23 protein-coding genes are annotated in these 21,767 nt (G+C 69.4%); 12 read left to right on the top strand and 11 right to left on the bottom strand.

The window, feature by feature from the left end; all coding sequences use genetic code 11:
- The first annotated feature begins 4 nt into the window (after positions 1-4).
- From ACZ3IC_RS20120 to ACZ3IC_RS20150, 7 genes are all read left to right on the top strand, one after another.
- Complete coding sequence (locus tag ACZ3IC_RS20120; protein ID WP_467417855.1) at positions 5-2,224, top strand: pyruvate, phosphate dikinase; 2,220 nt, start codon at positions 5-7, stop codon at positions 2,222-2,224.
- Between the two features lie 37 nt (positions 2,225-2,261).
- The gene (locus ACZ3IC_RS20125) at positions 2,262-2,855 is read left to right on the top strand and encodes a hypothetical protein (protein ID WP_467417857.1); all 594 of its coding nucleotides are present in this window, start codon (positions 2,262-2,264) and stop codon (positions 2,853-2,855) included.
- Between the two features lie 627 nt (positions 2,856-3,482).
- Entirely contained in the window at positions 3,483-5,249 is a 1,767-nt protein-coding gene (locus tag ACZ3IC_RS20130; protein WP_467417858.1) for an ATP-binding protein, read from the top strand.
- Positions 5,250-5,370: 121 nt separating this feature from the next.
- Complete coding sequence (locus ACZ3IC_RS20135; RefSeq protein WP_467417859.1) at positions 5,371-5,790, top strand: roadblock/LC7 domain-containing protein; 420 nt, start codon at positions 5,371-5,373, stop codon at positions 5,788-5,790.
- Positions 5,787-6,143: a DUF742 domain-containing protein gene (locus tag ACZ3IC_RS20140; protein WP_467417861.1), complete on the top strand. Its 357-nt coding sequence runs from the start codon at positions 5,787-5,789 to the stop codon at positions 6,141-6,143. Before ACZ3IC_RS20135 ends, ACZ3IC_RS20140 begins: the two co-directional genes overlap by 4 nt.
- Positions 6,124-6,741, top strand: a complete 618-nt coding sequence (locus ACZ3IC_RS20145; RefSeq protein ID WP_467417863.1) for a GTP-binding protein — start codon at positions 6,124-6,126, stop codon at positions 6,739-6,741. Before ACZ3IC_RS20140 ends, ACZ3IC_RS20145 begins: the two co-directional genes overlap by 20 nt.
- Complete coding sequence (locus tag ACZ3IC_RS20150; RefSeq protein WP_467417864.1) at positions 6,738-7,994, top strand: cytochrome P450; 1,257 nt, start codon at positions 6,738-6,740, stop codon at positions 7,992-7,994. The genes ACZ3IC_RS20145 and ACZ3IC_RS20150 overlap by 4 nt, the downstream gene beginning before the upstream one ends.
- 134 nt (positions 7,995-8,128) lie before the next feature.
- Here ACZ3IC_RS20150 and ACZ3IC_RS20155 read toward each other — a convergent pair whose 3' ends face one another.
- The 8 genes from ACZ3IC_RS20155 to ACZ3IC_RS20190 are packed head-to-tail and all read right to left on the bottom strand — an operon-like array spanning position 8,129 to position 14,618.
- Positions 8,129-9,358 (bottom strand): cytochrome P450, encoded by a 1,230-nt coding sequence (locus tag ACZ3IC_RS20155; RefSeq protein WP_467417865.1) that lies wholly within the window; start codon positions 9,356-9,358, stop codon positions 8,129-8,131.
- A 47-nt stretch (positions 9,359-9,405) separates the two neighbouring features.
- A complete protein-coding gene (locus ACZ3IC_RS20160; RefSeq protein ID WP_467417923.1) occupies positions 9,406-10,023 on the bottom strand; it encodes an urease accessory protein UreD in 618 nt (205 codons plus the stop codon).
- Entirely contained in the window at positions 9,986-10,441 is a 456-nt protein-coding gene (locus ACZ3IC_RS20165; protein WP_467417867.1) for an SRPBCC family protein, read from the bottom strand. Before ACZ3IC_RS20165 ends, ACZ3IC_RS20160 begins: the two co-directional genes overlap by 38 nt.
- 21 nt (positions 10,442-10,462) lie before the next feature.
- Positions 10,463-11,695, bottom strand: a complete 1,233-nt coding sequence (locus tag ACZ3IC_RS20170; protein WP_467417868.1) for a flavin-containing monooxygenase — start codon at positions 11,693-11,695, stop codon at positions 10,463-10,465.
- Positions 11,692-12,393, bottom strand: coding sequence for a maleylpyruvate isomerase family mycothiol-dependent enzyme (locus tag ACZ3IC_RS20175; RefSeq protein ID WP_467417870.1), 702 nt, complete (start codon positions 12,391-12,393; stop codon positions 11,692-11,694). The genes ACZ3IC_RS20170 and ACZ3IC_RS20175 overlap by 4 nt, the downstream gene beginning before the upstream one ends.
- Complete coding sequence (locus tag ACZ3IC_RS20180; RefSeq protein ID WP_467417872.1) at positions 12,390-13,085, bottom strand: hypothetical protein; 696 nt, start codon at positions 13,083-13,085, stop codon at positions 12,390-12,392. The genes ACZ3IC_RS20175 and ACZ3IC_RS20180 overlap by 4 nt, the downstream gene beginning before the upstream one ends.
- On the bottom strand, positions 13,082-14,281 hold the full coding sequence (locus tag ACZ3IC_RS20185) for a beta-ketoacyl-[acyl-carrier-protein] synthase family protein (protein ID WP_467417873.1): 1,200 nt from the start codon (positions 14,279-14,281) through the stop codon (positions 13,082-13,084). The genes ACZ3IC_RS20180 and ACZ3IC_RS20185 overlap by 4 nt, the downstream gene beginning before the upstream one ends.
- A complete protein-coding gene (locus ACZ3IC_RS20190) occupies positions 14,274-14,618 on the bottom strand; it encodes a phosphopantetheine-binding protein (protein WP_467417874.1) in 345 nt (114 codons plus the stop codon). The genes ACZ3IC_RS20185 and ACZ3IC_RS20190 overlap by 8 nt, the downstream gene beginning before the upstream one ends.
- Positions 14,619-14,840: 222 nt before the next feature.
- On the opposite strand from ACZ3IC_RS20190, the gene ACZ3IC_RS20195 reads away from it, so the two are divergent.
- The 5 genes from ACZ3IC_RS20195 to ACZ3IC_RS20215 are packed head-to-tail and all read left to right on the top strand — an operon-like array spanning position 14,841 to position 18,375.
- Positions 14,841-15,809 carry a TIGR03564 family F420-dependent LLM class oxidoreductase gene (locus tag ACZ3IC_RS20195; protein WP_467417875.1) on the top strand — a complete coding sequence of 323 codons (969 nt, stop codon included), beginning with the start codon at positions 14,841-14,843 and terminating at the stop codon, positions 15,807-15,809.
- Complete coding sequence (locus tag ACZ3IC_RS20200) at positions 15,806-16,237, top strand: SCP2 sterol-binding domain-containing protein (protein ID WP_467417876.1); 432 nt, start codon at positions 15,806-15,808, stop codon at positions 16,235-16,237. Before ACZ3IC_RS20195 ends, ACZ3IC_RS20200 begins: the two co-directional genes overlap by 4 nt.
- On the top strand, positions 16,234-16,635 hold the full coding sequence (locus ACZ3IC_RS20205) for a hypothetical protein (RefSeq protein WP_467417877.1): 402 nt from the start codon (positions 16,234-16,236) through the stop codon (positions 16,633-16,635). Before ACZ3IC_RS20200 ends, ACZ3IC_RS20205 begins: the two co-directional genes overlap by 4 nt.
- A 43-nt stretch (positions 16,636-16,678) precedes the next feature.
- Positions 16,679-17,644: a CopD family protein gene (locus tag ACZ3IC_RS20210; RefSeq protein ID WP_467417878.1), complete on the top strand. Its 966-nt coding sequence runs from the start codon at positions 16,679-16,681 to the stop codon at positions 17,642-17,644.
- Between the two features lie 17 nt (positions 17,645-17,661).
- A complete protein-coding gene (locus ACZ3IC_RS20215) occupies positions 17,662-18,375 on the top strand; it encodes a 4'-phosphopantetheinyl transferase family protein (RefSeq protein ID WP_467417879.1) in 714 nt (237 codons plus the stop codon).
- 239 nt (positions 18,376-18,614) lie between these two features.
- Here the strand turns inward: ACZ3IC_RS20215 and ACZ3IC_RS20220 are convergent, their stop codons facing one another.
- The 3 genes from ACZ3IC_RS20220 to ACZ3IC_RS20230 form a co-directional block, all read right to left on the bottom strand.
- Entirely contained in the window at positions 18,615-19,760 is a 1,146-nt protein-coding gene (locus tag ACZ3IC_RS20220; protein ID WP_467417880.1) for an IS701 family transposase, read from the bottom strand.
- A gap of 117 nt (positions 19,761-19,877) precedes the next feature.
- Positions 19,878-20,921, bottom strand: coding sequence for an acyltransferase domain-containing protein (locus ACZ3IC_RS20225; RefSeq protein WP_467417881.1), 1,044 nt, complete (start codon positions 20,919-20,921; stop codon positions 19,878-19,880).
- A gap of 90 nt (positions 20,922-21,011) precedes the next feature.
- The gene (locus tag ACZ3IC_RS20230; protein WP_467417883.1) at positions 21,012-21,644 is read right to left on the bottom strand and encodes a TetR/AcrR family transcriptional regulator; all 633 of its coding nucleotides are present in this window, start codon (positions 21,642-21,644) and stop codon (positions 21,012-21,014) included.
- Between the last annotated feature and the right edge of the window lie 123 nt (positions 21,645-21,767).

Genomic DNA, 21,767 nt, shown 5'->3' on the forward strand with positions numbered 1-21,767 from the left:
CGAGATGGCATCGCGAGAAAGCCGCGCAGACGAACCGGTCTCCTACTCCGCCTATTTGGACCTGGACGGACTGCTGAGCCGCCAGCAGCCCCGCACCGACGTGCCCGACGAGTACCTCTTCATCGTCACCCACCAGGCGCTGGAGCTGTGGTTCTCCGAGGCGCTGCACGAGATCGACCAAATCGTGATCGCCCTCAACGCCGACCGGCTGGACACGGCCGGGCGGAAGGTCGGCCGCCTGCGGAAGATCATGGAGTTGTGCTCGTCCCACCTGGATGTGCTGGACACCATGCCGACCCGGGAGTTCCACGCCTTCCGCGGAGCGCTCGGCACGGCGAGCGGTCTGCAGTCCTCGCAGTTCCGCGCGCTGGAACTGGCATCGGGCCTGTCTCAGGAGGACACGCTGCGGATCGCACACGCGGTCGGCTCCGCCGACAGCCGGCTGGGCAGGGCCCCACTGATGCCGAGCATCCGCCAGGCCTTCGGGCACTTCCTGGCCAGGGCGGACATCACGGTGAACCAGGTCTACTCCACCGCTGACGTATCCGTCGCGGGCATCCGAGCGTTCGCCGAGGAACTGATCGAGTACGACATCGCCTTCAACCGCTGGCGGTACCGGCACTATCTGCTCGTGGTCCATGCGATCGGGGCGAACCCGGGCACCGCGGGCAGCACTGGGGCGCGCTATCTGCGCGACACCACGACGAAATGGTTCTTCCCCGAGATCTGGAGCGCACGAAGCATGGGCGACAACACACTGCCCTCCGCTGTCCCGCTGACGGTTCCGCTGGACGGTTCGGTCTCCGCGGACCGCAGCCTGCTCGGTGGCAAGGGCTGGGGCCTCCAGCAGATGCATCAGCTCGGCATCCCCGTGCCGCCGGCGTTCACCATCACCACCACGGCGTGCGGCCAGTACTTCGAGCAGGGCAACGAGTTGTCCGAGGAGTTGTGGGACCAGGTGCTCGGCGAGATCGAGCTGTTGGAGCGGCGGACCGGCACCCGGTTCGGGGGCACCCCGCCGCTGCTGGTCTCGGTGCGCTCCGGAGCTCCTGTGAGCATGCCGGGCATGATGGACACGCTGCTGAACGTCGGTCTCACCCCGGCAGCGCTCGAGTGGCTCGGCGTCGAGCGGCACGCGACCGGGCTGCGCGAAGCGCTGAGCGAGTATGGGGCCCATGGCCGCGCCACCGCGCTGTCCTCGGCCCCCGGGTCCTCGCCGAGGGAACACGCGCTGCGTGAACTGCGCTCGGCGATCACCCGCGTCTTCGACTCCTGGCACAGCGGGCGGGCGCGTACGTACCGAGCGGCCAACCACATCCCGGACGATCTCGGCACGGCGGTGACGGTGCAGGTCATGGTGTTCGGCAACCTGGACGACCGTTCGGGCACGGGCGTGTACGTGACCCGCAATCCGATCACCGGTGAGCAGGCCCCGTTCGGGGAGTGGCTGCCGAGGGCGCAGGGCGAGGATCTGGTCGCCGGCCGGATCACGCCGAAGCCCCTGGACGAGCTGCGTGCGGCCATGCCGAAGGTGTACGAGAAGCTGATCGGCTTCGGCCAACGGCTGGAACGCACCCAACGTAACGTGCTGGAGATCGAGTTCACGGTGGAGTCCGGCAAGCTCTACCTGTTGCAGGTGCGCAACTCGTCGAGCACTCCGACCGCCGCGGCGCGCTGGGCGGTCGACCTGGTGCACGCCGGCGTGATCGAGATTCCCGAGGCACTTTCCAGGGTGCCCGCCGACTCGGTGCCCGAGCAGCAGGTGACCGATTGCCTCGATGAGAAACGTCCCTTCCTGGCGAGCGGAATCGGCGTATCGCCCGGGGTCTCCACCGGCCTTGTGGTCGGCAGCGCGGACGAGGCCGAGGAGATGGCCGACCGCGGGCAGCCGGTGCTGCTGGCCGGAGCGACCACCAGCACACACGACATCCACGGGTTCCTGGTTGCCGAGGGAGTGATCACCGAGCGGGGTGGCACCACCTCGCACGCCGCGGTGGTGGCCAGGCAGCTCGGGCTGCCCTGCGTGGTCGGCTGCGGAGACGGCACAGTCGAGCGGCTGCGCGGACAGGTGGTCACCCTCGACGGGAACACCGGCCGGGTCTACGCCGGAGATGTCCTCGGGACCGGGCCGGAGGCGGCCGGGGACGGCGGCTCCGGGCAACCCACTCCGGTCGAGCTGCTGGCCCGGTGGCGGGCCGAGGTCGCTCAGGGCAAGCACAACTGACAAGAGAAGCAGCGGACATGGAGAGGGGAGCACAGAGTTGGACACGACCGTACTGCACTGTCTGCGGATCAAGGGCAGGAGCGAGGCGGCCGGTATCGCGGCGGCGATCGCGACCGAGGAGGAGGCCGTGCTGCGGGTGCTGGAGCAGGGCGTCGCCGACGGGCTGGCGATGCGGCGTACCGGCAGACTGTCCGGGTGGCTGCTCACGCCGGACGGCAAGAAGCGGTGGGACGAGCACAGCGCGGCCGAGCGGGCCGAGCTCGACACCGTGGGGATGACGGAGCTGTACGACGGCCAATTCCTCGCGCTGAACGTCGAGTTCAAACGGCTGTGCACGCGCTGGCAGTTGTCCGGCGCCTCGGGTACGGCTGCCGGGGCCCGGGACGGGGCCATCACGACCGATTTCGAGGAGATCCACCGGCACGCGGTGGAACTGCTCGGCCGGATCGGTTCGCTGCTGTCCCGGTTCGCGCTCTACCGGCCACGGCTCGACGCGGCGATCGGACGGTTCCGGGCCGGCGAGTCGGCTGCGCTGCTGCAGCCGTTCACCGACTCGTACCACGACATCTGGCTGGAACTCCACGAGGATCTGTTGTTGCTGCTCGGCAAGGAACGCGAGGAGGATTGCTAGGGCCTGTTCCGAGTCCAGATCACGGATTCGCTGTTTCCTCCCCAGCGGGTTCGAGGATCGGTTGCAACCGGCGTCATGACGCTTGGCGCTCTCTCGCGGTCGAGCGCCGCTGCCGGCCGCTGCCGCTCACCTCGCCCGGGGCGTGCCTTCCCTCCGCTGACCAGGGTTCACCTCAGTAGCCGCCGCCTTCGCCTTCGCCTCACCCTCGCCGTCGCCCTCGCCGGGTGTCCCAACAGCCCGAGAAGTTGGGCCGATTCGACTTCGGTGCCTTCGTGTAGTTGGCTGGAAAGTCGTTGTTGCTGTTCGGAGTTGACGTGTGGACGGCTTTCATTTTTACGACTTTGACACTTCGTCACCACATTTGACGCCTGTCTCCTGCGCGTCAACCGGCTGAGGGCACACCATGCCCCGTATCACGCAAGGGCGTTCATGCAGTTGCTTTAGGACGATCTCGGTTCGCCGGCGGACTGTGCAGTTAGTCAGATTTTCTCGCGCGGCAGTGTGGCTAGCATGAGCAGGTACCCGGTCGGAAGATCGTCGTCCTCTTGGCGACCCCCTTTCCGACCTGCGGCCGCCGTGAGTCGGCGGCCGCATTTCTTCTGATCTCATGGACCGAGGGACCGCGGAATGTCAGTGCCTGCACCGCCCCGTCAGCACCGGCCGGCGAAGGCGTCGCGCACCTCGCCGACCACGCCCCTGGTCGTGCTGGTGGTGAGCGCCGCGGCCGGCGGCGTGGCCGTCGCCCTGGCGCCGTCCGGCGCCCGCACCTGGGCGCTGGCCGTGGCGGCAGTCGCGTGGGTGTGCGTGGCCGCGGCCGTCCTCGTCAGCCACCGGCTCGTCCAGCGGGCCCGGCGGACGGCCGCCGCGCAGACCTCCGAGAATGGCCGTCTCAAGGCGCAGTCGGCGCAGCTGTCGGCGGAGACCGCGCACTGGGTCAACGTGACGCTGCCCGCCGTGGCCAAGCAGCTGCGGGACGGCACGAGCGCGGCCGACGCGCTGGGCAGCGTGCCCCCGCCGTCCGACCCGCAGGTGGGCCGGATCGTGCACGCCTTCGCCGCCGCCGTCGAGGAAGGCGTGCAGCACGCGGCCGCCCTGGACGGCAAGCACCGGCAGGCCCAGTACGAGCTGAACGAGGCGGCCGCCGCGCTGGAGCGGCTGGCGCAGGAGACCCTGCCCGCAGCGGTCGCCCGGCTGCGCGAGGGCCAGTCCGCCGACACGCTGCTCGCCGAACTCGACCTGTCGCGGCTGCCCATGGTCCGCACCCCGACCGAGTCGTTCGTCCGCGAACTCGCCTACAGCGAGCGGCGCGCCGCCGCGGCACAGGCCGCCTCCGCCAGGGCGCTCAGCCGCGTCCAGGCCAAGTCCGTCAGCATGCTCGCCGACCTGCGGGACATGCAGGAACGACACGGCGAGGAGGTCTTCGGCGACCTGCTGAAGCTGGACCACAGCACCTCCCAGCTCGGCCTGATGACCGACCGGCTCGCGCTGCTCATGGGCGGCCGGTCCAGCCGCGCCTGGAACAAGCCGATCGTGATGGAGAGCATCCTGCGCGGCGCCGTCGGCCGAATCGCCGCCTACCAGCGGGTGCGCCTGCACTGCTCCACCACCGCCGCGATCTCCGGCTTCGCCGCCGAGGGCGTCATGCATCTGCTCGCCGAACTGATGGACAATGCCGCGAACTTCTCCCCGCCCATCGACGAGGTGCACGTCTACGTCGAGGACCGCAGCGCCGGCATGGTCGTCACCATCGAGGACAGCGGCCTGAAGATGGCCGACGCGGCCATGCGTCGCGCCGAGGCGGCGGTCTCTGGTCACATCACCGACCTCGCCTCGCTCCCAGGCACCCGGCTCGGCCTCGCCGTGGTCGGACGGATCGCGGTGAGGTACGGCATCAGCGTCAATTTCCGCCCCTCGTCGCGCGGCGGCACCGGTGTCGTCGTCCTGCTGCCCCAGCAACTGCTCGCCCAGCAGCGCGAGTCGGTGTCGCGCGGGCCGGCCGACCGCCCCGCCGCTGGGACCGCGCCCACGCCGGGCCCCGCCCCTGCCGCCTCGCCCGCCCCGGCCCCGGCGCCCGAGCCCACCTCGCGCCCCGGCGTCCCGGAGCGGCCCGCCGCCCGGCCGGAGCTGCCCGAACAGGGACAGCCCCGGCACGCCACCGGCTCCACGCTGAACGGCCTGCCCGTCCGCGCTCCCGGCCGCACCATGGCCGAGGCGGAGCGGGAGCGCGAGCAGCGCCGGTCGGTGTCCGAGACGGCGGACCGAGACCGCCCGGAGCAGCGTCCGGCACGCAACGCCGGCGCACGGTTCGGCGCCTTCCACCGCGGGCGCCGGTCCGCGAGCGGCACCGCCGGGCCGGACGCCCGGCCCGAGTCCGAGCCACCGGCCGCCCCGTAGCTGCCGACCCCTTTTCCCGTACGGCGCCCGGGACGTCGGCGCCCACTTCCCGTCAAGTTCCTGAGTTTGGAGGAACGGGCCGGTGACCGGTCAACCGGGCGCCACCGTCCCATAACCCATCATGCAGACCACCGACAACAGCCTCACCTGGCTCCTCCAGAGCCTCCTGGAGCGCACCCCCGGCACCCGGCACGCTCTGGCCCTGTCCCGGGACGGCCTGAAGCTCTGCTGGACCGAACACCTGACACTCGACCAGGCCGACCACATGGCGGCGATCTGCTCCGGCATCCAGGCCCTGGCCCAAGGCGCGTCCATGGAGTTCGGCGACGGCACCGGCGGCGTCCGGCAGTCCATGACCGAGTTCCACGGCGGCCTGCTGTTCATCGTGGAGGCCGGCGAGGGAGCGCATTTGGCCGTCCTCGCCGAGGAGGACGCCGACCCCGGCGTGGTGGGCCACCAGATGACGGAGCTGGTGGAGCAGATCGGCGAGCACCTGCGCGCCGAGCCCCGAGAGCCCGTTCCGGGGAGTGCCGCGTCGTGATACGCAAGCCCGTGGACACCGGTGACCCCGACCGGCTCTACACGGTCACGGCCGGCCGGAGCCGCGCCGACGACTCCTTCGACCTGGTCACCCTGATCGTCAGTGAGTGCCGGCCCACGGCGGGAATGCAGTCGGAGCACGCCCGGATCCTGGAGCTGTGCCAACACCCCGCGGCTGTCGTCGAGATCGCCGCGGAGCTGAAACTGCCGATCACGGTGGTGCGGATCCTGCTCGGCGACCTGCTCGACATGGGCCGCATCACCGCCCGCCACCCGCGCGCGGCGCAGTCTGTCGCCTCGATCCCCGATTCCGCCCTTCTCAAGGAGGTGCTCCATGGGCTCCGCAACCTCTGAGCTGCCCTCCCACCGCACGCCACTGGCCGACGCGGCGGAGACCGGCCTGAAGATCGTCATCGTGGGCGGCTTCGGTGTCGGCAAGACGACCCTGGTCCGCTCAGTGAGCGAGATCCGGCCGCTGAACACCGAGGAGGTGATGACGCAGGCCGGCGTCGGCGTCGACGAGACCAGTGCGGTCGCGACGAAGACGACCACGACAGTGGCGTTCGACTTCGGGCGGATCAGCCTCAACGAACGCATGGTGCTGTACCTGTTCGGCGCGCCGGGCCAGGAGCGCTTCTGGTTCCTGTGGGACAGGCTGTTCTCCGGAACGCTAGGGGCCGTGGTGCTCGTGGACACGCGCCGGATGAACGACTCCTGGTACGCGATAGACCGGCTGGAGCACCACAAGACGCCGTTCGTGGTGGCCGTCAACCGGTTCGACGACGACACCCAGCGCTACTCCCAGGAGGAGATCCGCCAGGCGCTCGCGCTGCCCGAGCACGTGCCGATGCTCGACTGCGACGCGCGGGTCCGGCAGTCCGGCAAGGACGTGCTGATCACCCTCGTGGACCACCTGTACGAACTGGCGATGGCCCAGGAGGCGACACCATGACCGACCCCTCTTCCGCGCAACCGGCTCCGCCGGGCTGCCCCGCCCACACCGACGCGGTGCGCCTGGCGGGGCTCGAGTACCAGCAGACGCCGTCGCAGCTGTACCGCGCGCTGCGCCGCGAGCACGGCGCGGTCGCGCCGGTGCTGCTCGACGGGGACATCCCGGCCTGGCTGGTGCTCGGCTATTCCGAGGTTACGTACGTGACCAACCACGACGAGCTGTTCGCGCGGGACTCCCGGCGCTGGAACCAGTGGGGGAACATCGCGGCGGACTGGCCGCTGCTGCCGTACGTCGGCTACCAGCCGTCGGTGCTGTTCACCGAGGGCGACGAGCACCGGCGGCGGGCCGGGGTGATCACTCAGGCGCTGGAGGGCGTCGACCAGTTCGAGCTGGCGCGCAACTGCCAGCTGATCGCCGACCGGCTCATCGCCGACTTCGCGGGCAGCGGGCAGGCGGAGCTGATGACCGGATACGCGCATGCCCTGCCGATGCGGGCCGTGGTGCAGATGTGCGGGATGCCGACCTCGGGTGCGGACACTCAGCAGCTCGTCGAGGACCTGCGGATCTCGCTGGACGCGGCGGAGGGCGACGACCCGGTGGCGGCGTACGGGCGTGTGGGCGAGCGGCTGCGGCAGCTGGTGAAGGACAAGCGGGTCAGCCCCGGTCCGGACGTCACCTCGCGCATGCTGCTGGATCCGGCGGGACTGACGGACGAGGAGATCGTCCAGGACCTGATCTCGGTGATCGCCGCGGCGCAGCAGCCGACCGCGAACTGGATCTGCAATACGCTGCGGCTGCTGCTGACGGACGAGCGGTTCGCGGTGAACGTGTCGGGCGGCCGGCTCAGTGTGGGCGAGGCGCTCAACGAGGCGCTGTGGCTGGACACGCCGACGCAGAACTTCATCGGGCGCTGGGCTGTCGGGGACACCCAGCTGGGCGGGCGGCAGATCCGGGCGGGCGACTGCCTGGTGCTGGGGCTGGCCGCGGCCAACACCGATCCGCAGATCTGGCCGGAGGCGCACGTGGGCGCGGAGAACGCCGCGCACCTGTCGTTCAGCAACGGCGAGCACCGTTGCCCCTATCCGGCACCGCTGCTCGCGGACGTGATGGCGCGGACGGCGGTCGAGACGCTGCTGGAGCGATTGCCCGACCTGGTGCTGTCGGTGGAGCCGGAGACGCTGACCTGGCGTCCGTCGATCTGGATGCGGGGGCTGACGGCGCTGCCGGTGCAGTTCACGCCGGTGATGCGGTAGGGCGGACGCCCGGTCGCGCGACAGCCCGGCCCACCCGATGGTGCGACAGCCCGGCCCACCCGGTCGCGCGGCAGCGCGGGCATACGGGCCCCTGGGCGGGGCCCATCACCTCGGCGGTGGTGCCGGTAAGGCGGTCAGGCAGCCGTCACGGGCGTGAACCGCACCGGCAGGCGCTGCGGTCCGCGGGTGAAGACGCCTTCCTCCACCGGGTCGAAGCCGTCGGCGAGGCGTATGTCGGGCATGGCGTCCAGCAGCTGGCTGACGCCGATCTCGACCTCCGCCTTGGCGAGCAGCGCGCCGACGCAGAAGTGCCGGCCGAGCGCGAAGGCGAGGTGGTCAGCGGCGGCGGAGAAGGCGGTCGTGGTGCTCAGGTCGTCGCGGAAGATGTCGAAGCGGTCGGGGTCGCGGTAGCGGCGCTCGTCGCGGTTGGCGGCGCCTATCAGGCAGGTGACGGTGACGCCGGCGGGTATGGTGCCGCCGCTGAGCTTCACCTCGGTCGCGGACTGCCGCATGATCATGTGGACGGGCGGGGTGTACCGCAGGGTCTCGGCGAAAGCCCGCGGGATCAGGTCGCGCTCCGCGCGGACGGCGGCGAGCTGGTCGGGGTGGAGCAGCAGGTTCGCGAAGATACTGGCGATCGCCTTGTCCGTGGTCTCGCCGCCGGCGGCGAGCAGCAGGCTGCAGAACGCCTTGATGTCCTCGTCGCTCATCCGCACACCGTCGACCTCGGCGGCGCACAGCGTGGACAGCAGGTCGTCGCCCAGGTTTTCGCGGCGTTCCCGGATGATCGGCAGCATGTACTCGGCGAACTCGACACGGGTCCGCTCGCCCGCCGCGGCCACCTCGGGGTCACCCGAGAGGTTGCCGAGGAAGGCGATGACGGACGTGTACCAACGGTGGAAGCGCGCGTGGTCCGCCTTGTCGAGCCCCAGCATGTCGGCGATCACGTTGACCGGGAAGCGTGTGGCGTAGTCGTTGACCAGGTCGGCGGAGCCGGAGTTCCGGAAGGCTTCGATCAGTTCGCGCGAGTTGCGCTCGATGACGGGGAGGAACTTCTGCTGGAGGTCGGCACCGCGGAAGGCGGGGGCGACGAGAGCGCGGCGCACGGCGTGCTCACGGCCGCTGAGCTGGAGGATCGTCTTGCCGTGCACAGGCTCGATCTGCCAGTCGTAATTGTCGGTGGTGAACTCGCCGTTCTTGTCCTTGAAGACGCGCTCGACGTCCTCGTAGCGCGAAATGATGTAACTCTGCGTGGCCTCGTGCCAGATGAGGGGCGCGGTATCGCGCATCAGACGGTACGCCGGGTAGGGGTCCGCGGCGAACTCGGGCGAGAGGATGTCGGGCACCTGCTGCGCGGTGGGCATGGGGCTTCCTCAAGGTCAGTGACTGGCTTACGACACAAGGTAATTGATCAATGGTCAACCGAGATAGCCCCCACCGCCTCCCCGGCTGCCCCACCAGCAACCGTTGGCTGGAAACCGCCACTAGAACTTGGCCAAAGCGGCCACGCCGTCGTATCGGCCCATGCCTGCATGTCTGTTTGCCTGCACCTCGGGGGCGGCAGCGTCCGCCGCGGACAGCGGGGGTGGGTGCCGGACGGCTGGTCGGGGTCGATGACCAGCAGCGTGCCCAGGGCTCGGTGGCCGCCGGTCACGGCTGGGCCGTGCCGGCCCGGGGCGTCCGGGCCGACGGCGGATTCCTGGTCGTGGAGGGGGCGGCCTACGAGGGTCACCCGCAGGTGCTGGCGGACCGGGCCCGGGGTTGCGCCGTGGCGGCCCAGGAGCAGTTCCTCGCGGGCGAGCAGGCGGGCGCCCGGCTCCAGGTCGACGGGTGTCGTGGCGTGGTGGTCGCAGCGCCCGGCGGCGATGACCGGCTCGGGCAGCCGGCCGCCCCGTGATCTCGACTCAGAACAGGCCCTGGTCCGCCGTGTACGAGACAGGCCCCCGATGGGCGGGGGCCTCTCTCGTACGCAGGTGTTCGGTACCGGATGTTCAGGCCTGGGCAGCGCTTTCCAACAGAGACTTGGCAGCGGCCAGTTCGCCGGCCACGTCCTTGCGCAGCCAGCGGCCGAACGCCGGGTCCAGCAGCCGGGCGACCGCCTTGGTGAAGGTGAATTCCACCCGCCGGGTGACCCAGGTGCCGCCGTCCCGCTCATCGAACGTGAAGAATGCGCCGAAGCCGGCCAGCCGGTCGGTCCAGGACGGCACACCGCTGATCCGAATGGACTTCTCGTCCTGCGCGAGCACCACCCGCTGGGTCGTCCTCGGCCCCGGCAGGCCGAGCAGGCGCGGCCGGAAGGTGAACACCACCTCGTTGCCGGTCCGCTCGATCCGGTAGATCTTGCCCAGTTTCGCGTCCACTTGACTGTAGGCGTTCAGATCCAGGATGAACTCGATGATCTCCTTGGCGGGCCGTTCGATGAACAACCGCGCCTCACCACTTGCCATCGTCACTCCTCCGCGGTCGCTTCATCCGGCCGACAGATTCCGATCCTGCCAGCCGGCCCGCTCACGGTGGATGGTTTTGGCCACTCGTCCGGCCAGCAGCCCGATCTCCCGCAGGTGACCGGTCAGTGGTGAGGTGAAGCCGATGACATGCAGTCCGCCCTCGGCCAACCGCCGGTTGTCCGGACCGTATTGCGGCGGGACACCGTGCTCGTCGAGCACTCCCGGCTCGCTGATCAGCGAGTCGAGCCCGGTCCGGTAGCCGGTCGCGGCGATCACCGTGTCCGCGTCCCGGCGCTGCCCGTCGCTGGTGACGACGCCGTCCTCGTGCAGCTCGGCCACGGACGGGATCACCTCGATGCGGCCGTCACGCACGGCCGCCAGGAACGCCCCGTCGTCGACGGAGGGGCTGACCCCGGTGCGCAGCAGCCTGGTGAACATGCCCTCGGTCGGCCGCCCCAGCGGGGTCTTCCCCAGATCACCGGCGGACAGTCGCTGGATAATGCTGCCGCCGATGTCCTGCAATCGGATGGGCAGGTGCTTGTTGCTCACCGAGAGCCCCTGCAGGGGCACGCCCCACAGCTCGCGCGGCAGGAAGCTCGGTGAGGTGCGCACCGCGATGGACAGCGTTCCCTTGGTCCGCCGCAGCAGGTCACTGGCGATGTCGACACCCGACACCCCGGCACCGACGACGATCACCCGCTCGCCCTCGAAGGGGTCCGGCCGCAGGTAGTCGGCCGCGTGCAGCAGCCGTCCGCCGTACGCGTCCCGTCCTGGCCAGTCCGGGATGAACGGCTGGTGGTAGAGGCCGGTGGTCAGCACCACGTGATGTGCGCTGACTTGGCCGCTGCTGGTCGTCAGCAGCCACCGTCTGTCGTGGCCGCGCTCGATGCCGGTCACCCGCACTCCGGTGCGCAGCACATGCCGCACCGGCTCGGCGTAGTCCGTGATGTAGGTGACCAGGTCGTCCCTGCTGACCCAGCGGCCGTAGTGCTTGGGTATGGCGCGGCCGGGCATCTGGGAGAGCCAGCGAACCGAGTTGAGCCGCAGGTTGTCGTACCGGTTGCGCCAGGTGTGCGCGATGTCGGCGTTCTCGTCGAATGCGAGCACGTCCACGCCACGGTCCAGCAGGCACCTGGTCACCGCCAGCCCGGCGACGCCCGCACCGACCACCGCGGTGTGCACATGCTCGGTCGGCCGCCCGTCCGACGCCTCGGTCGGCGCGTCGCCGGTGGGCAGTCCACGTCGGCTGCTCACGCGGCCACCTCTCGGTAGATGTTCACCCGGTCGTCGAGACCGATCCGGGTGGGGTCCAGCCGGCCGGTCGCCGCGAGCAGGAAGTCCCGCGGATCGCCGGTCACCTGCTCGCCGCCGCCCCTGATCGGCAGGTCCTCGATCCCGTCCAGCCGCAGGGTGACGGGTCCCCAGCCCCACAGGCCGAGCGTCTCGGCCACATGCACCACGCCGGCCCGTAGTCCGGAGCCCGTGTCCGGGGCGCGGCCGATCGCGGAGCGGATGTCGTCGCCATGTACGTACAGCTCGTACCAGAGCACGAGCACGGCCCGGCGCAGCGGCCCGGGAAAGCCACCTGGAGCACGGGCCAGCCATGCCTCGTCGGTGAATCCGTCGAGCACGCTGCCGCACAGCCGGCCGGCCTTGCGCAGTTCCTTGGCCACCTCCGCCGGGGTGCGGTCCCTGCGTGCGGCGGCCTGCCGCGCGGTCACCTCGGGCAGGCCCTGGCCCTCCATCCGGCCCACCGCCACATCGGCGAACAGGCCGGCCACATGTCCGGCGACGTCCCGCACCTCCCACCCGGCGCACCGGCTCGACGCGCGCCATTCGGAGGGGTCCAAGGACTGCAGCAGTTCCACGAAGTCCTTGCAGTAGTGCGCGATGCCGTCCATCACGACCTGCCTCGGCAGCACCAGCGGCGGCTCGACGCGACGGTTTCTCATCGGGCACCCCGCACGGCCGGTTCGGGCTCGGCCAGGGAGGCGACGCAGGTGCGCATCACGTCCAGCACGGAGTCGCAGGTCATCGCGGCGCTCCGGGCGAGTTCGAAGAGCTCGGGCAGTGCGTCGCCGCGGTCGTCGTCGGCGGCGACCAGGGACAGCGCGGCGGCCGCACTCGGTGCCCGGCCCGAAGGGTTGTTGCGGTGTTCGGGCGCGGTGTCATAGGCGACGATCAGGGCCTGCTTCGCGGCGCCGCCGCGCAGGTCCGCGGCGGCCACCGCCAGCACCTGCTCAAGGATCTCCGGGCCCCCGACCAGATGCACGTTGGGGCCTCGGAACCCCTCCGAGATGGACACCTGGCACAGTGCGTTGTTGGACAGCATCCGCAGCCAGTTGACGGGGTTGGCCTCTTCCAAGATGTTCCGGCTGATCAGAGCGTCAGAATCGGCCGACCCGTCGGAGACGAACGGCTGATCGGGCATGTCCCCGTCCCAGCCGCCCACCGTGTAGAGGGCCACATCCTCCGGTGCGGCTGCGGGGTCGAGCCGGTAGACGGCCGCGGTGACCACGAACGGCGCCAACGACGCGGCGTCCAGGAATCGCAGCACCTTGCGGGAGGTCAGCTTCCTGGCCTCCTCACGCAGGCCGCCCGCACTGTCCGGGCTGCGGTGGGTGGCGTTGACCCGATACCTCATGCCACCCTCCCCAGCACGAGCGAGGCGCTGTGCCCGCCGAAGCCGAAGCTGTTGCTGAGCACGTGCCGCAGCGGCGCCTTCCTGGCTGGGCCCGGTATGTAGTCCAGGTCGCAGGACGGGTCCGGCTCCCGCAGGTTGGAGGTGGGCGGCATGATGCCGTCGCGCAGCGATTGGATGCTCAGCACCGCTTCGATCGCCCCGCACGCGCCCATGGTGTGGCCCAATTGGCTCTTGTTGGATGTGATCGGCACCGACTCGGCGTGCTTCTCGAACACCTGGCGGATGGCCAGGGTTTCCGAGGAGTCGTTGTCCTTGGTGCTGGTGCCGTGCGCGTTGATGTGGTCGATCTCCGTGGTGTCCAGCCCGGCGTCGCGCAGTGCCTCCCGCATGGCGTACTCGGGGCCGAGACCGTCCGGCGGCGGGGCGAACATGTGGTACGCGTTCTGTCGCAGGCCGAAGCCCTCCAGAAGAGCCAGCGGGCGGGCACCGCGCTCCTGCGCGTGCCGCTCGGATTCCAGCACCAGGAAGGCGGCGCCCTCGCCGAGAACGAATCCGTCGCGCCGGATGTCGAACGGACAGCTCGCCTCGGCCGGGTCACAGTCCCGCGTCGACATCACGTACAGGCTGGAGAAGGAGAAGAAGTCGAACGGCGTGACCAGCGCGTCGCACCCGCCGGCGAGGACCACGTCGGCGCGACCGGATTCGATGATCCGTTTGGCCATGCCGATGGCCTGGGCGCTGCCGGCGCAGGCGCCGTACGGTGCGCTGCTCTGCCGGGCGTTGGCCACCTCGGCGATCCGGCGCGCTATGTCCCGTACCCCGACGACGCGGCCGCTGCCCTGCTCGGTCGGCAGTCGGCGTTCTCCGTGGTTGGCCACGATGGCGAGGTCCACGGCCGGCTCGGCCGGCGCCCGGTCGTCGGCGCCGCTGCCGTCGCCCTTGCCGGGCAGCCCGGCCATCGCCAGTGCCTCGCGGGCCGCGTGTGTGCCGTACTCGATCGACAGCGAGTGCTCCGGCAGCGCGTTCTCCCGGCCGGGCACCATGCCGGCCACCCTGCTGGAGGACGGGAACGTGTGGAACCGGTCGACGGTACGGACGCACGACCTGCCCGCGGTCACGGTCGCCCAGGTCTCCTCGGCCGACCAGCCGCCGGGGGTCACCGCGCCGAACCCGGTGATGAATACCCGCTCAGACACCGGCACCGACCCGGTCGGCGATGAACTCGACCACGTTCCCCACCGACAGCCGACGCGAGACCTCGGCCAGATCCTGATCGGACAGCTGGCCGTCGGTGCCCAACCCATCGGGCAGGAATCGGGCCAGCTCGGTCAGCAATTGCTTGACCTCACCGTCATTCACCGCGATACCGAACTCGCCCTTCAGAGCGAGAATCAGCTCGAGCAGATCGAGCGAATCGGCATCCAAATCATCGACGAGACGAGATTCCAATTCGATCTCCTCCACACCGATCTCCAAGTTCTTCGCCATCTGCACCCGCAGCCGCTCAAAGATCTCACCACGATCGACAGACATCAAAGCTCACCCCTTGTCAGACCTGATCGAAGAACAGCAAAACGGCTATTACAGCGCCGAGTTGCGGTCATTGAACACGGGCGCTCCCGAGCGATCAACCCCAGACCCGCACTTGCTGTCCGCCGAAGCCAAAACCGCACATGAGAATGGGATGCGACAAGAAGAGCCACATCCGCACTTGTCACTTCTGCATTGAATACAAACCGGCCTACCGTTGCCGCCGTGCGAATAGGATTGAACATCGACGGTGGACGGCACTTCAGTGAGCTGATCGAAAAGGTCGAGCACGCGAGTCGTGCCGGTTATGCGAGTGCCTGGTTGCCACAGAGCCCCGGTTCCGGTCCGCGCACGCGGAGCAGCCGGCGAACCCGCCACGAACTGTTCGGCTACGACAGCCTGACCGCGCTCGCTGTCGCCGCCCAGGCCGTGCACGACATCGAGCTGGGCACCTGCGTGGTGCCCACCTTCCCCCGCCACCCGATGGTGCTCGCCGAACAGGCGCTGACGGTGCAGGCCGCTCACAGCGGCCAGGTCACCCTCGGCATCGGCGTGTCCCACCGGCATGTGGTCGAGGACCAGTGGGGTTATCCGTACGACCGGACAGCCTTGCGCATGCGGGAGTACGTGACTGTGCTCAACCAGCTGTGCGAAGCGGGGAGTACGTCGTTCAACGGGGAGACCGTGCGGGCCAACGGCTCGCTGTCGTTTCCGGTGGAACGCCGGGTACCGGTGCTCGTCGCCGCGCTCGGGCCGCGCATGCTCGAGGTGGCCGGGGAGTGCTCGGACGGTGTGATCACCTGGATGACCGGGCCACGCACCCTGGAGGACCACACCGTGCCGGTGCTGACCGGGGCCGCCGAAGCGGCCGGCCGGCCGCGGCCGCGTGTGGTGGCCAGTCTCCCGGTCTGCGTGACCGGCGACCCGGACGCGGCGCGCCAACTGGCGGCGCGGATGTTCCTCATCTACCGGTCGCTCCCCAACTACCGGGCCATGCTGGACCGGGAGAACGCCGATCACGGCGGGGACATCTCGCTGGTCGGCGGCGAGGAGGACATCATCCGCGGCATCAAGCAGCTGGGCGAGTCAGGGGTGACCGATCTCAACGCCCTGGTCATCGGTTCCGAGCTGGAACAGGCCAGGACGCACAACCTGCTGACCACACTCACCGACCACGAAGGAGCCGAACTGTGACCAACAGTTCAACGGCCGCGTTCTACGAGATCAAGACGAGCATCAACGGGCGGAGCGACCTGGAGATCCGCGCCTACGTCGATGGCCGCGAGGGTGGCGTCGACTCCCTTCTCGACCTGGTCTTCGACGAGATGCCCGGCGCTTTCCTCCCGGAGAAGGCCGGCGCGCAGGAAATCAGCTTCCAGTACGAGATCACCACCGGCACCGGCCCGCGGTACTACTTCGCGGATGTGCGGGACGGCGCCTGCCGCTGCGGGCGCGGCAAGCTGCCGGCGCCCAGGGTCACCATGACCATGGAGATCCCGGTGTTCCTCCAGGTGCTGACCGGCACGATGGCTCCGGTACGCGCGTTCCTCACCCGCAAGATCCGTGTCGCCGGGGACATGATGGCCGCCACCAAGTTCGAAAGCTGGTTCGCCCGTCCATGAGCGCTCACTCCCGCATCCCCCGGTTCTGCGGATACACCGTGATGGGCATCCGCTACGGGGTCAGCTTCATGTTCATGGCCGCCCCTTCGAAGATGATGGGCCAGACGTTCGGCGTGTCGGCGAAGACCCCGGTCGCCCGACTCGCCGCACAGCACTACGTGTTGCGTGATCTCGCGCTCGGCGCCGGTCTGCAGCGCGCCCTGCGCAGGCGCCGGAACGTGCACAAATGGATGTTCGCCGGAACAGTCGCCGACCTGATCGATCTGGGCGCGATCGTCGCGACCCATCCGGACCGCGGCCGACGCAACCGGCTCGTGCTCGGTATGACGGCCATCGTGGCCACCGACGCGGTGCTCACCGTGCTGCTGCGCGACGACGACCGTTCCACCGCTGGATGAACCGATGGCGGACCCGCAATCGCCGCGCCCACGGACATCGGCCGTGGTGGGCCTGTTCGCCGGCGTGGTCATCAGCGTGCTGGTCGCCACGACCGTCAAGATCCCAGGGGCACAGCTCGCGGCCTCGGTGCCCGATGCGCTGATCGACTACGGTCTGCCGGTCGCCCGTGCGCTGACCGGCCTCGCCGCCGCGGCCATGCTCGGCTTCGGGCTGCTTCCGGTGTTGTTGGTGAAGAATTCGCCCGTGATGGGCCGAGCGGCCCTGCGGGCGTCGGTGCCGGCGAACGTCCTGCTCGTGGTGGCGGCCGTGGTTTCCCTGGTGCTCGAGTCGGCGGACGGCGCGTCCGGCCGGCAGGGCGGTTTCGGTCTCCTCACCGAGCAAGTACGCGCCCAGCGCACCGGACTGGCACTGCTGGCCACCGCCGCCATCGGCCTCCTCTGCCTGGTTATCAACGTGGTGTGCCGGTCCCGGCCCGACGCGGTGCCCCCCGAACTGCGGCTGATCGCGGCCGGCGCCGCGCTGTTGCCGCTGCCGCTGACCGGCCACGGCCAGCACTCCGCCTACCACGGGCTGATCATCCTCACCCGGGGAGCGCATGTGATCGGAGCCGCGGCCTGGACCGGTGGCCTGTTGGCCCTGGTGCTACTGGTGGTCTCGCACCGTGCCGAACTCGCGGTCGCCCTGCCACGGTTCTCCCAACTGGCCACCGTGGCCCTGGTCCTGGTCGGTTGCACGGGCGTGGTGGACGCGGTGGTGCAGATGACAGCCACCCCCGATGCCGGGATCGCCACGCTGTGGCACACCGATTACGGCGCCATCGCACTGGCCAAGCTGGGGTGTGTACTGCTGCTCGCCCTGCTGGGTGGCCGGATCCGCTACCGGCTGATGCCGCACATCGTGGCCGGGCGGTCCACCACGCTGCTCGGCTGGGCGGGCCTGGAACTGGGCGTGATGGGGCTGGCCTACGGGCTGGCCGCGATGTTGTCCCATTCGGATACGGTCGTGTGAGCAGCCGGCACGGAGGCATGATGATCGAGGCAATCCTGCCGGACACCGTGGCCGTGGCCGAGTCCGTCGGCCGACTTCCCGCCGGACAGGGCACGTTGGCCCACCCGGCATACTCGACGTACCCCGAGGAGGAGGCCTTGCTGGGCGGCGCGGGTGATCGGCGGCGCGTGGAGTTCACGGCGGCCAGGGACTGCGCGCGGCGGGCGCTGGGCAAGCTCGGCCTCCCGCCGACGGCGATACCACGCGATGCCGGCGGATCGCCGCGCTGGCCGGCCGGGGTGGTCGGCAGCATCACTCACTGCGACGGCTACCGGGCGGCGGCCACCTGCCTCGACCGGAAGGTGATCTCGCTGGGGATCGACGCCGAGCCGCACCGGCCGTTGTCCGTCGGCCTGATCGACGTGATCACCGTCGAGTGGGAGCGGGAACGGATCGCGGCACTGCGGCGGTCGGCCCCGTCGGTGTGCTGGGAACGGCTGTTGTTCAGCGCCAAGGAGAGCATCTACAAAGCGTGGTTCCCACTGACCGGACGCTGGCTTGACTTCGGCGACGCGCTGCTCACCTTCCGGCCGGGCACCGACATGTTCACCGCTCGACTGCGCACTCCCGCGGCCGAGGCGGGCGGAGCCGCCCTCACCCACATGACCGGCCGCTGGCTGGTCGCGAACGGCCTGGCCCTGACCGCGGTGACCGTGGCCCGGGACCGGGAAGGGGTTTCGGTCCATGGCTGAGCGGTGCCGGACGGCGGGGTGAGCATGTGCGGCCCAGCCGTAGTTGTCCGCACGTCGCTCCCCCGCCGCCGGCGCCGCCATCTTCCTCGTCCAGCCGACCAATGCTGTCCCCGCGCGGTGTACCCCTGCCCCTCCGGGCAGTGGAACGGGGGCCATGGGTCACCCCGGCGGGGCCGCCGGGGGGCTGTCCGACGAATCAGGCCGACCAGCCGCGTCCCCAACCTCACGGGTCAGTACACCTAGGCGCAGCGGCCGAACTCGTCGTTGCGCACCAGGGCCATGGCGGTGTGCGCGATCATGGCCAGGGTCATGTGCCGGTACCAGCCGCGCCAACTGCGCACCTCGTACCGGTCTATGCCGATCTCGTGCCGTACCCGGCTCGAATTCACGGCCAGCCGCTTGAGGGTCGACACCGCCTCGGCCAGCTTGCCGTTGGAGAGGTCGCGCGCGGTGCAGGCGTAGTAGTGGCCCGGAGAGCGCCCGGTTCCCCGATCGGCCACGCTGTCCACCAGATACGAGATATCGAAGCGGGACATGGGGCCGGCGGCCGGCGTTATCCGGCGCAGCCGGCACCGGACCGCCTGGTCGGGTTCCCCGTGCCGCTCCGAGCGGTCGGCCATCTCGGCCAGGAAGCCATCGGTATACAACTCGTGGGAAACCGCGTGCGGCTGGGGACCGCTCGCACGGGCGAACGCGCCGAACTCACTGGGCGTCAACGGCATCACGTGCTGAAGGCCGTCCTGCTGCAGCGCCCGTTGCGCGGCCGTCTTGTCCGGACACAGCACCGACATCAGCGTCCACTGCGGAGCGATGCCGGCCGCGAGGGCGCGGCGGACCAACTGGACCGCGATCGCCGACTTCGAGCGGTACGCCATCCCCATCGGCATGGACGCCCTGCGGCATCTCTCCGGATCACTTATCCAGCTGCGCGGCACATACAGGTCGCGGTCGATCAGCACCAGCGATCCGTCGGCCGCCTCGTAGAACAGCAGGATGCCGATCTGGCAGTTCTCCTGACGCGCGCTCTCCACACTGAACTGCCGCTCGACTCCGGCCGCGTTCGTGCCCTTCTTGGGGAAAGCCATCTCGGTGACGTACAGCATGCCGCCGGTGGAACCGAACCTGGTCTTGACGAAGCCGATCAGATCGGATTTGACCTTGTCCTCGTCCCACTGCGCGCTGGTCAGCAGACGCTGCGCGCCGTCCGCCCTGCGCTCACCGGGGTAGGTGGCCAGGTGCTTTCGTGAGCTGCGGTTGTCGACCGAGACATCGGCGAGGCCATGGATATACGTCCATGCCCTCAACCGGGGCTCGGCCCGGGAAAAATTCGGTGAAATATGATCATGGAGTCGCCTGCACCACGACTCATAGGCTGAATTGGGCATGACCTTGACAATCCCCCTGTTTCAGCAACGAGTGAATGCCCGCTCGTGCATGCGGTCAGAAAATGACCGTCCTGTTTGATTCGAAGAGATTTTTCTCGGCGCGGTTCCGACTGACTACTACGGAGTGCCTGCCGGTTCGCCGGACAGCGCGACAGCGTCCAGGACGGCTCCTTCGAAAACCCGAGAAGCATCGCCCTCGGCGAGCACCGGCAGGAGGGGCAGCACACGGCTTTCCCCGGACCTGATGGCAGGATGCCGACGCAGCATGGTGCCGCAGCTGCCGCCCGGCCCTGCCTCCAGCAGCAGGTACCGGCCGGAATTCAGCAGATCGTCCATCGTCGACCAGAACATGACCGGTCTCGCGAGCTGACCGGCCCAGAATTCCGGAGTGAGCGCCTGTCGGTCGGTGACGTCCCGGCCGGTACAGGTGGACCGGATGGTGATGGCCGGCGGGCGAAGCTCAATCCGCTCGAACACGGCGCCGAACTCAGCGGCGGCCTTTTCGCACAGCGGGCTGTGGAACGCCTGCCGCGCCCTCGCCCGTTGGCAGGCGATCCGGCCGGCCAACAGGCGAGTCGCCGCGGCGGCCAGCGCAGTCGTGGATCCGGCGAGCACCGTCTGCTTCGGCGTGTTGACGGCGGCGACGGCGACCCCCTCACCGATCTCGTTGGCAGCGGTGCGGTCGGTGCCGGTACGACCGAGCGCTTCGCGCACCTGGTCCACGCCCGCGGCCACCGCGAGCATCCCGCCCGGCACGGTCGCGGCCATCGCCTCGGTGCGCGCCGACATCACCTGACCACCGTCCTGGATGCTGAACACCCCGGCGGTGACCGCGGCGGCCAGCTCGCCGACGCTGTGGCCGACGAGCACCCTCGCGTCGACACCGCGGGCGATCACCGCGGCGGCCAGCGCATGACCGAGTGCGAACAGCAATGGCTGGGCACGTGAACAGTCGTCGAATTCCGGCCCCGGATCAGCCGAGAGCCAATCGGCGCGCAGCGCGGGTCCGTCGTCCCCGACGGCCCTGAAGAATTCGTCCATGGTTTGGGTGAAAACGGGCTCGACACCATACAGGCCGACGCCCATGCGCGCCTGCTGTGCCCCCTGACCAGGGAATATGATCGCCACGCGTAGCTTTTTTGACTGCACGTTCATGAGCATGGAACCCCCGATTGATTAATCTTCACGCAAGTCGCCGCAGCGCAGCCGAATCAGCGCGATAAAAATCGCACCGGAACGGCAGCGAGGGCGTCACACTATTTCACCGTCTCCCTTGTATACCGGCTCATCACATTCATCCCGCTGACCCGTCGGGCCGATGGCCATGCTGGCCAGACCGTTCCAGATCAGTAATTTGTTCAGCGATGCGATCTGTTCTATCGGTACGTCTTTGTTGTTCTGCCACCACTCGATCAGCGAGTGTCCCGCACCTTTGATCGCCTCGGCGAGCGCGTAGTAGGCACGGCCGTCATCCACGGCGATCGGGCCTTTCAGCTTCGGCAGCTTGTGCAGCGAGGCGACGATGGCCTCAGTCGCGTACTGCTGGACCTGTTGTTGCACCGCCGCGGCCTCCGGCGCGCTGGGCCGGTCTGCGAACAGCAGTCGCCAGGTTACTTCGGAACGGCTGACCGCGAGAAAGAATGCCGCCGTTGTCGAGTTGAACAGTTCCCCGGGCGTCACCGACGCCGAGTCGGTCACCCATTGGGAGACCAGCAGCTTGGCCTGACTCTCCACGGTAGCCGTATAGAGATCGGCCTTGCTCTGGAAATGGTCGTACAGCACCGGCGTTGTCACGCCGGCGAAACGTGCGATCTCGCGCATGGACGAACGATCGTAGCCCTGTTCCGCGAACACCGCCGTTGCAGCAGCCAGGATGACCTCCACTCGTTGGTCGGAGCGGAGGCGCCTATTCGGGTTGTGCCCGGGACCTGACATCGGTGGGGAACCTACCCACCGTCAGGTTCGGCAACAAGGTTCCAGCCAAATGAGTCCGCGACGCATGCCGAC

It is taken from the genome of Streptomyces sp. NPDC002958 (assembly GCF_055563255.1).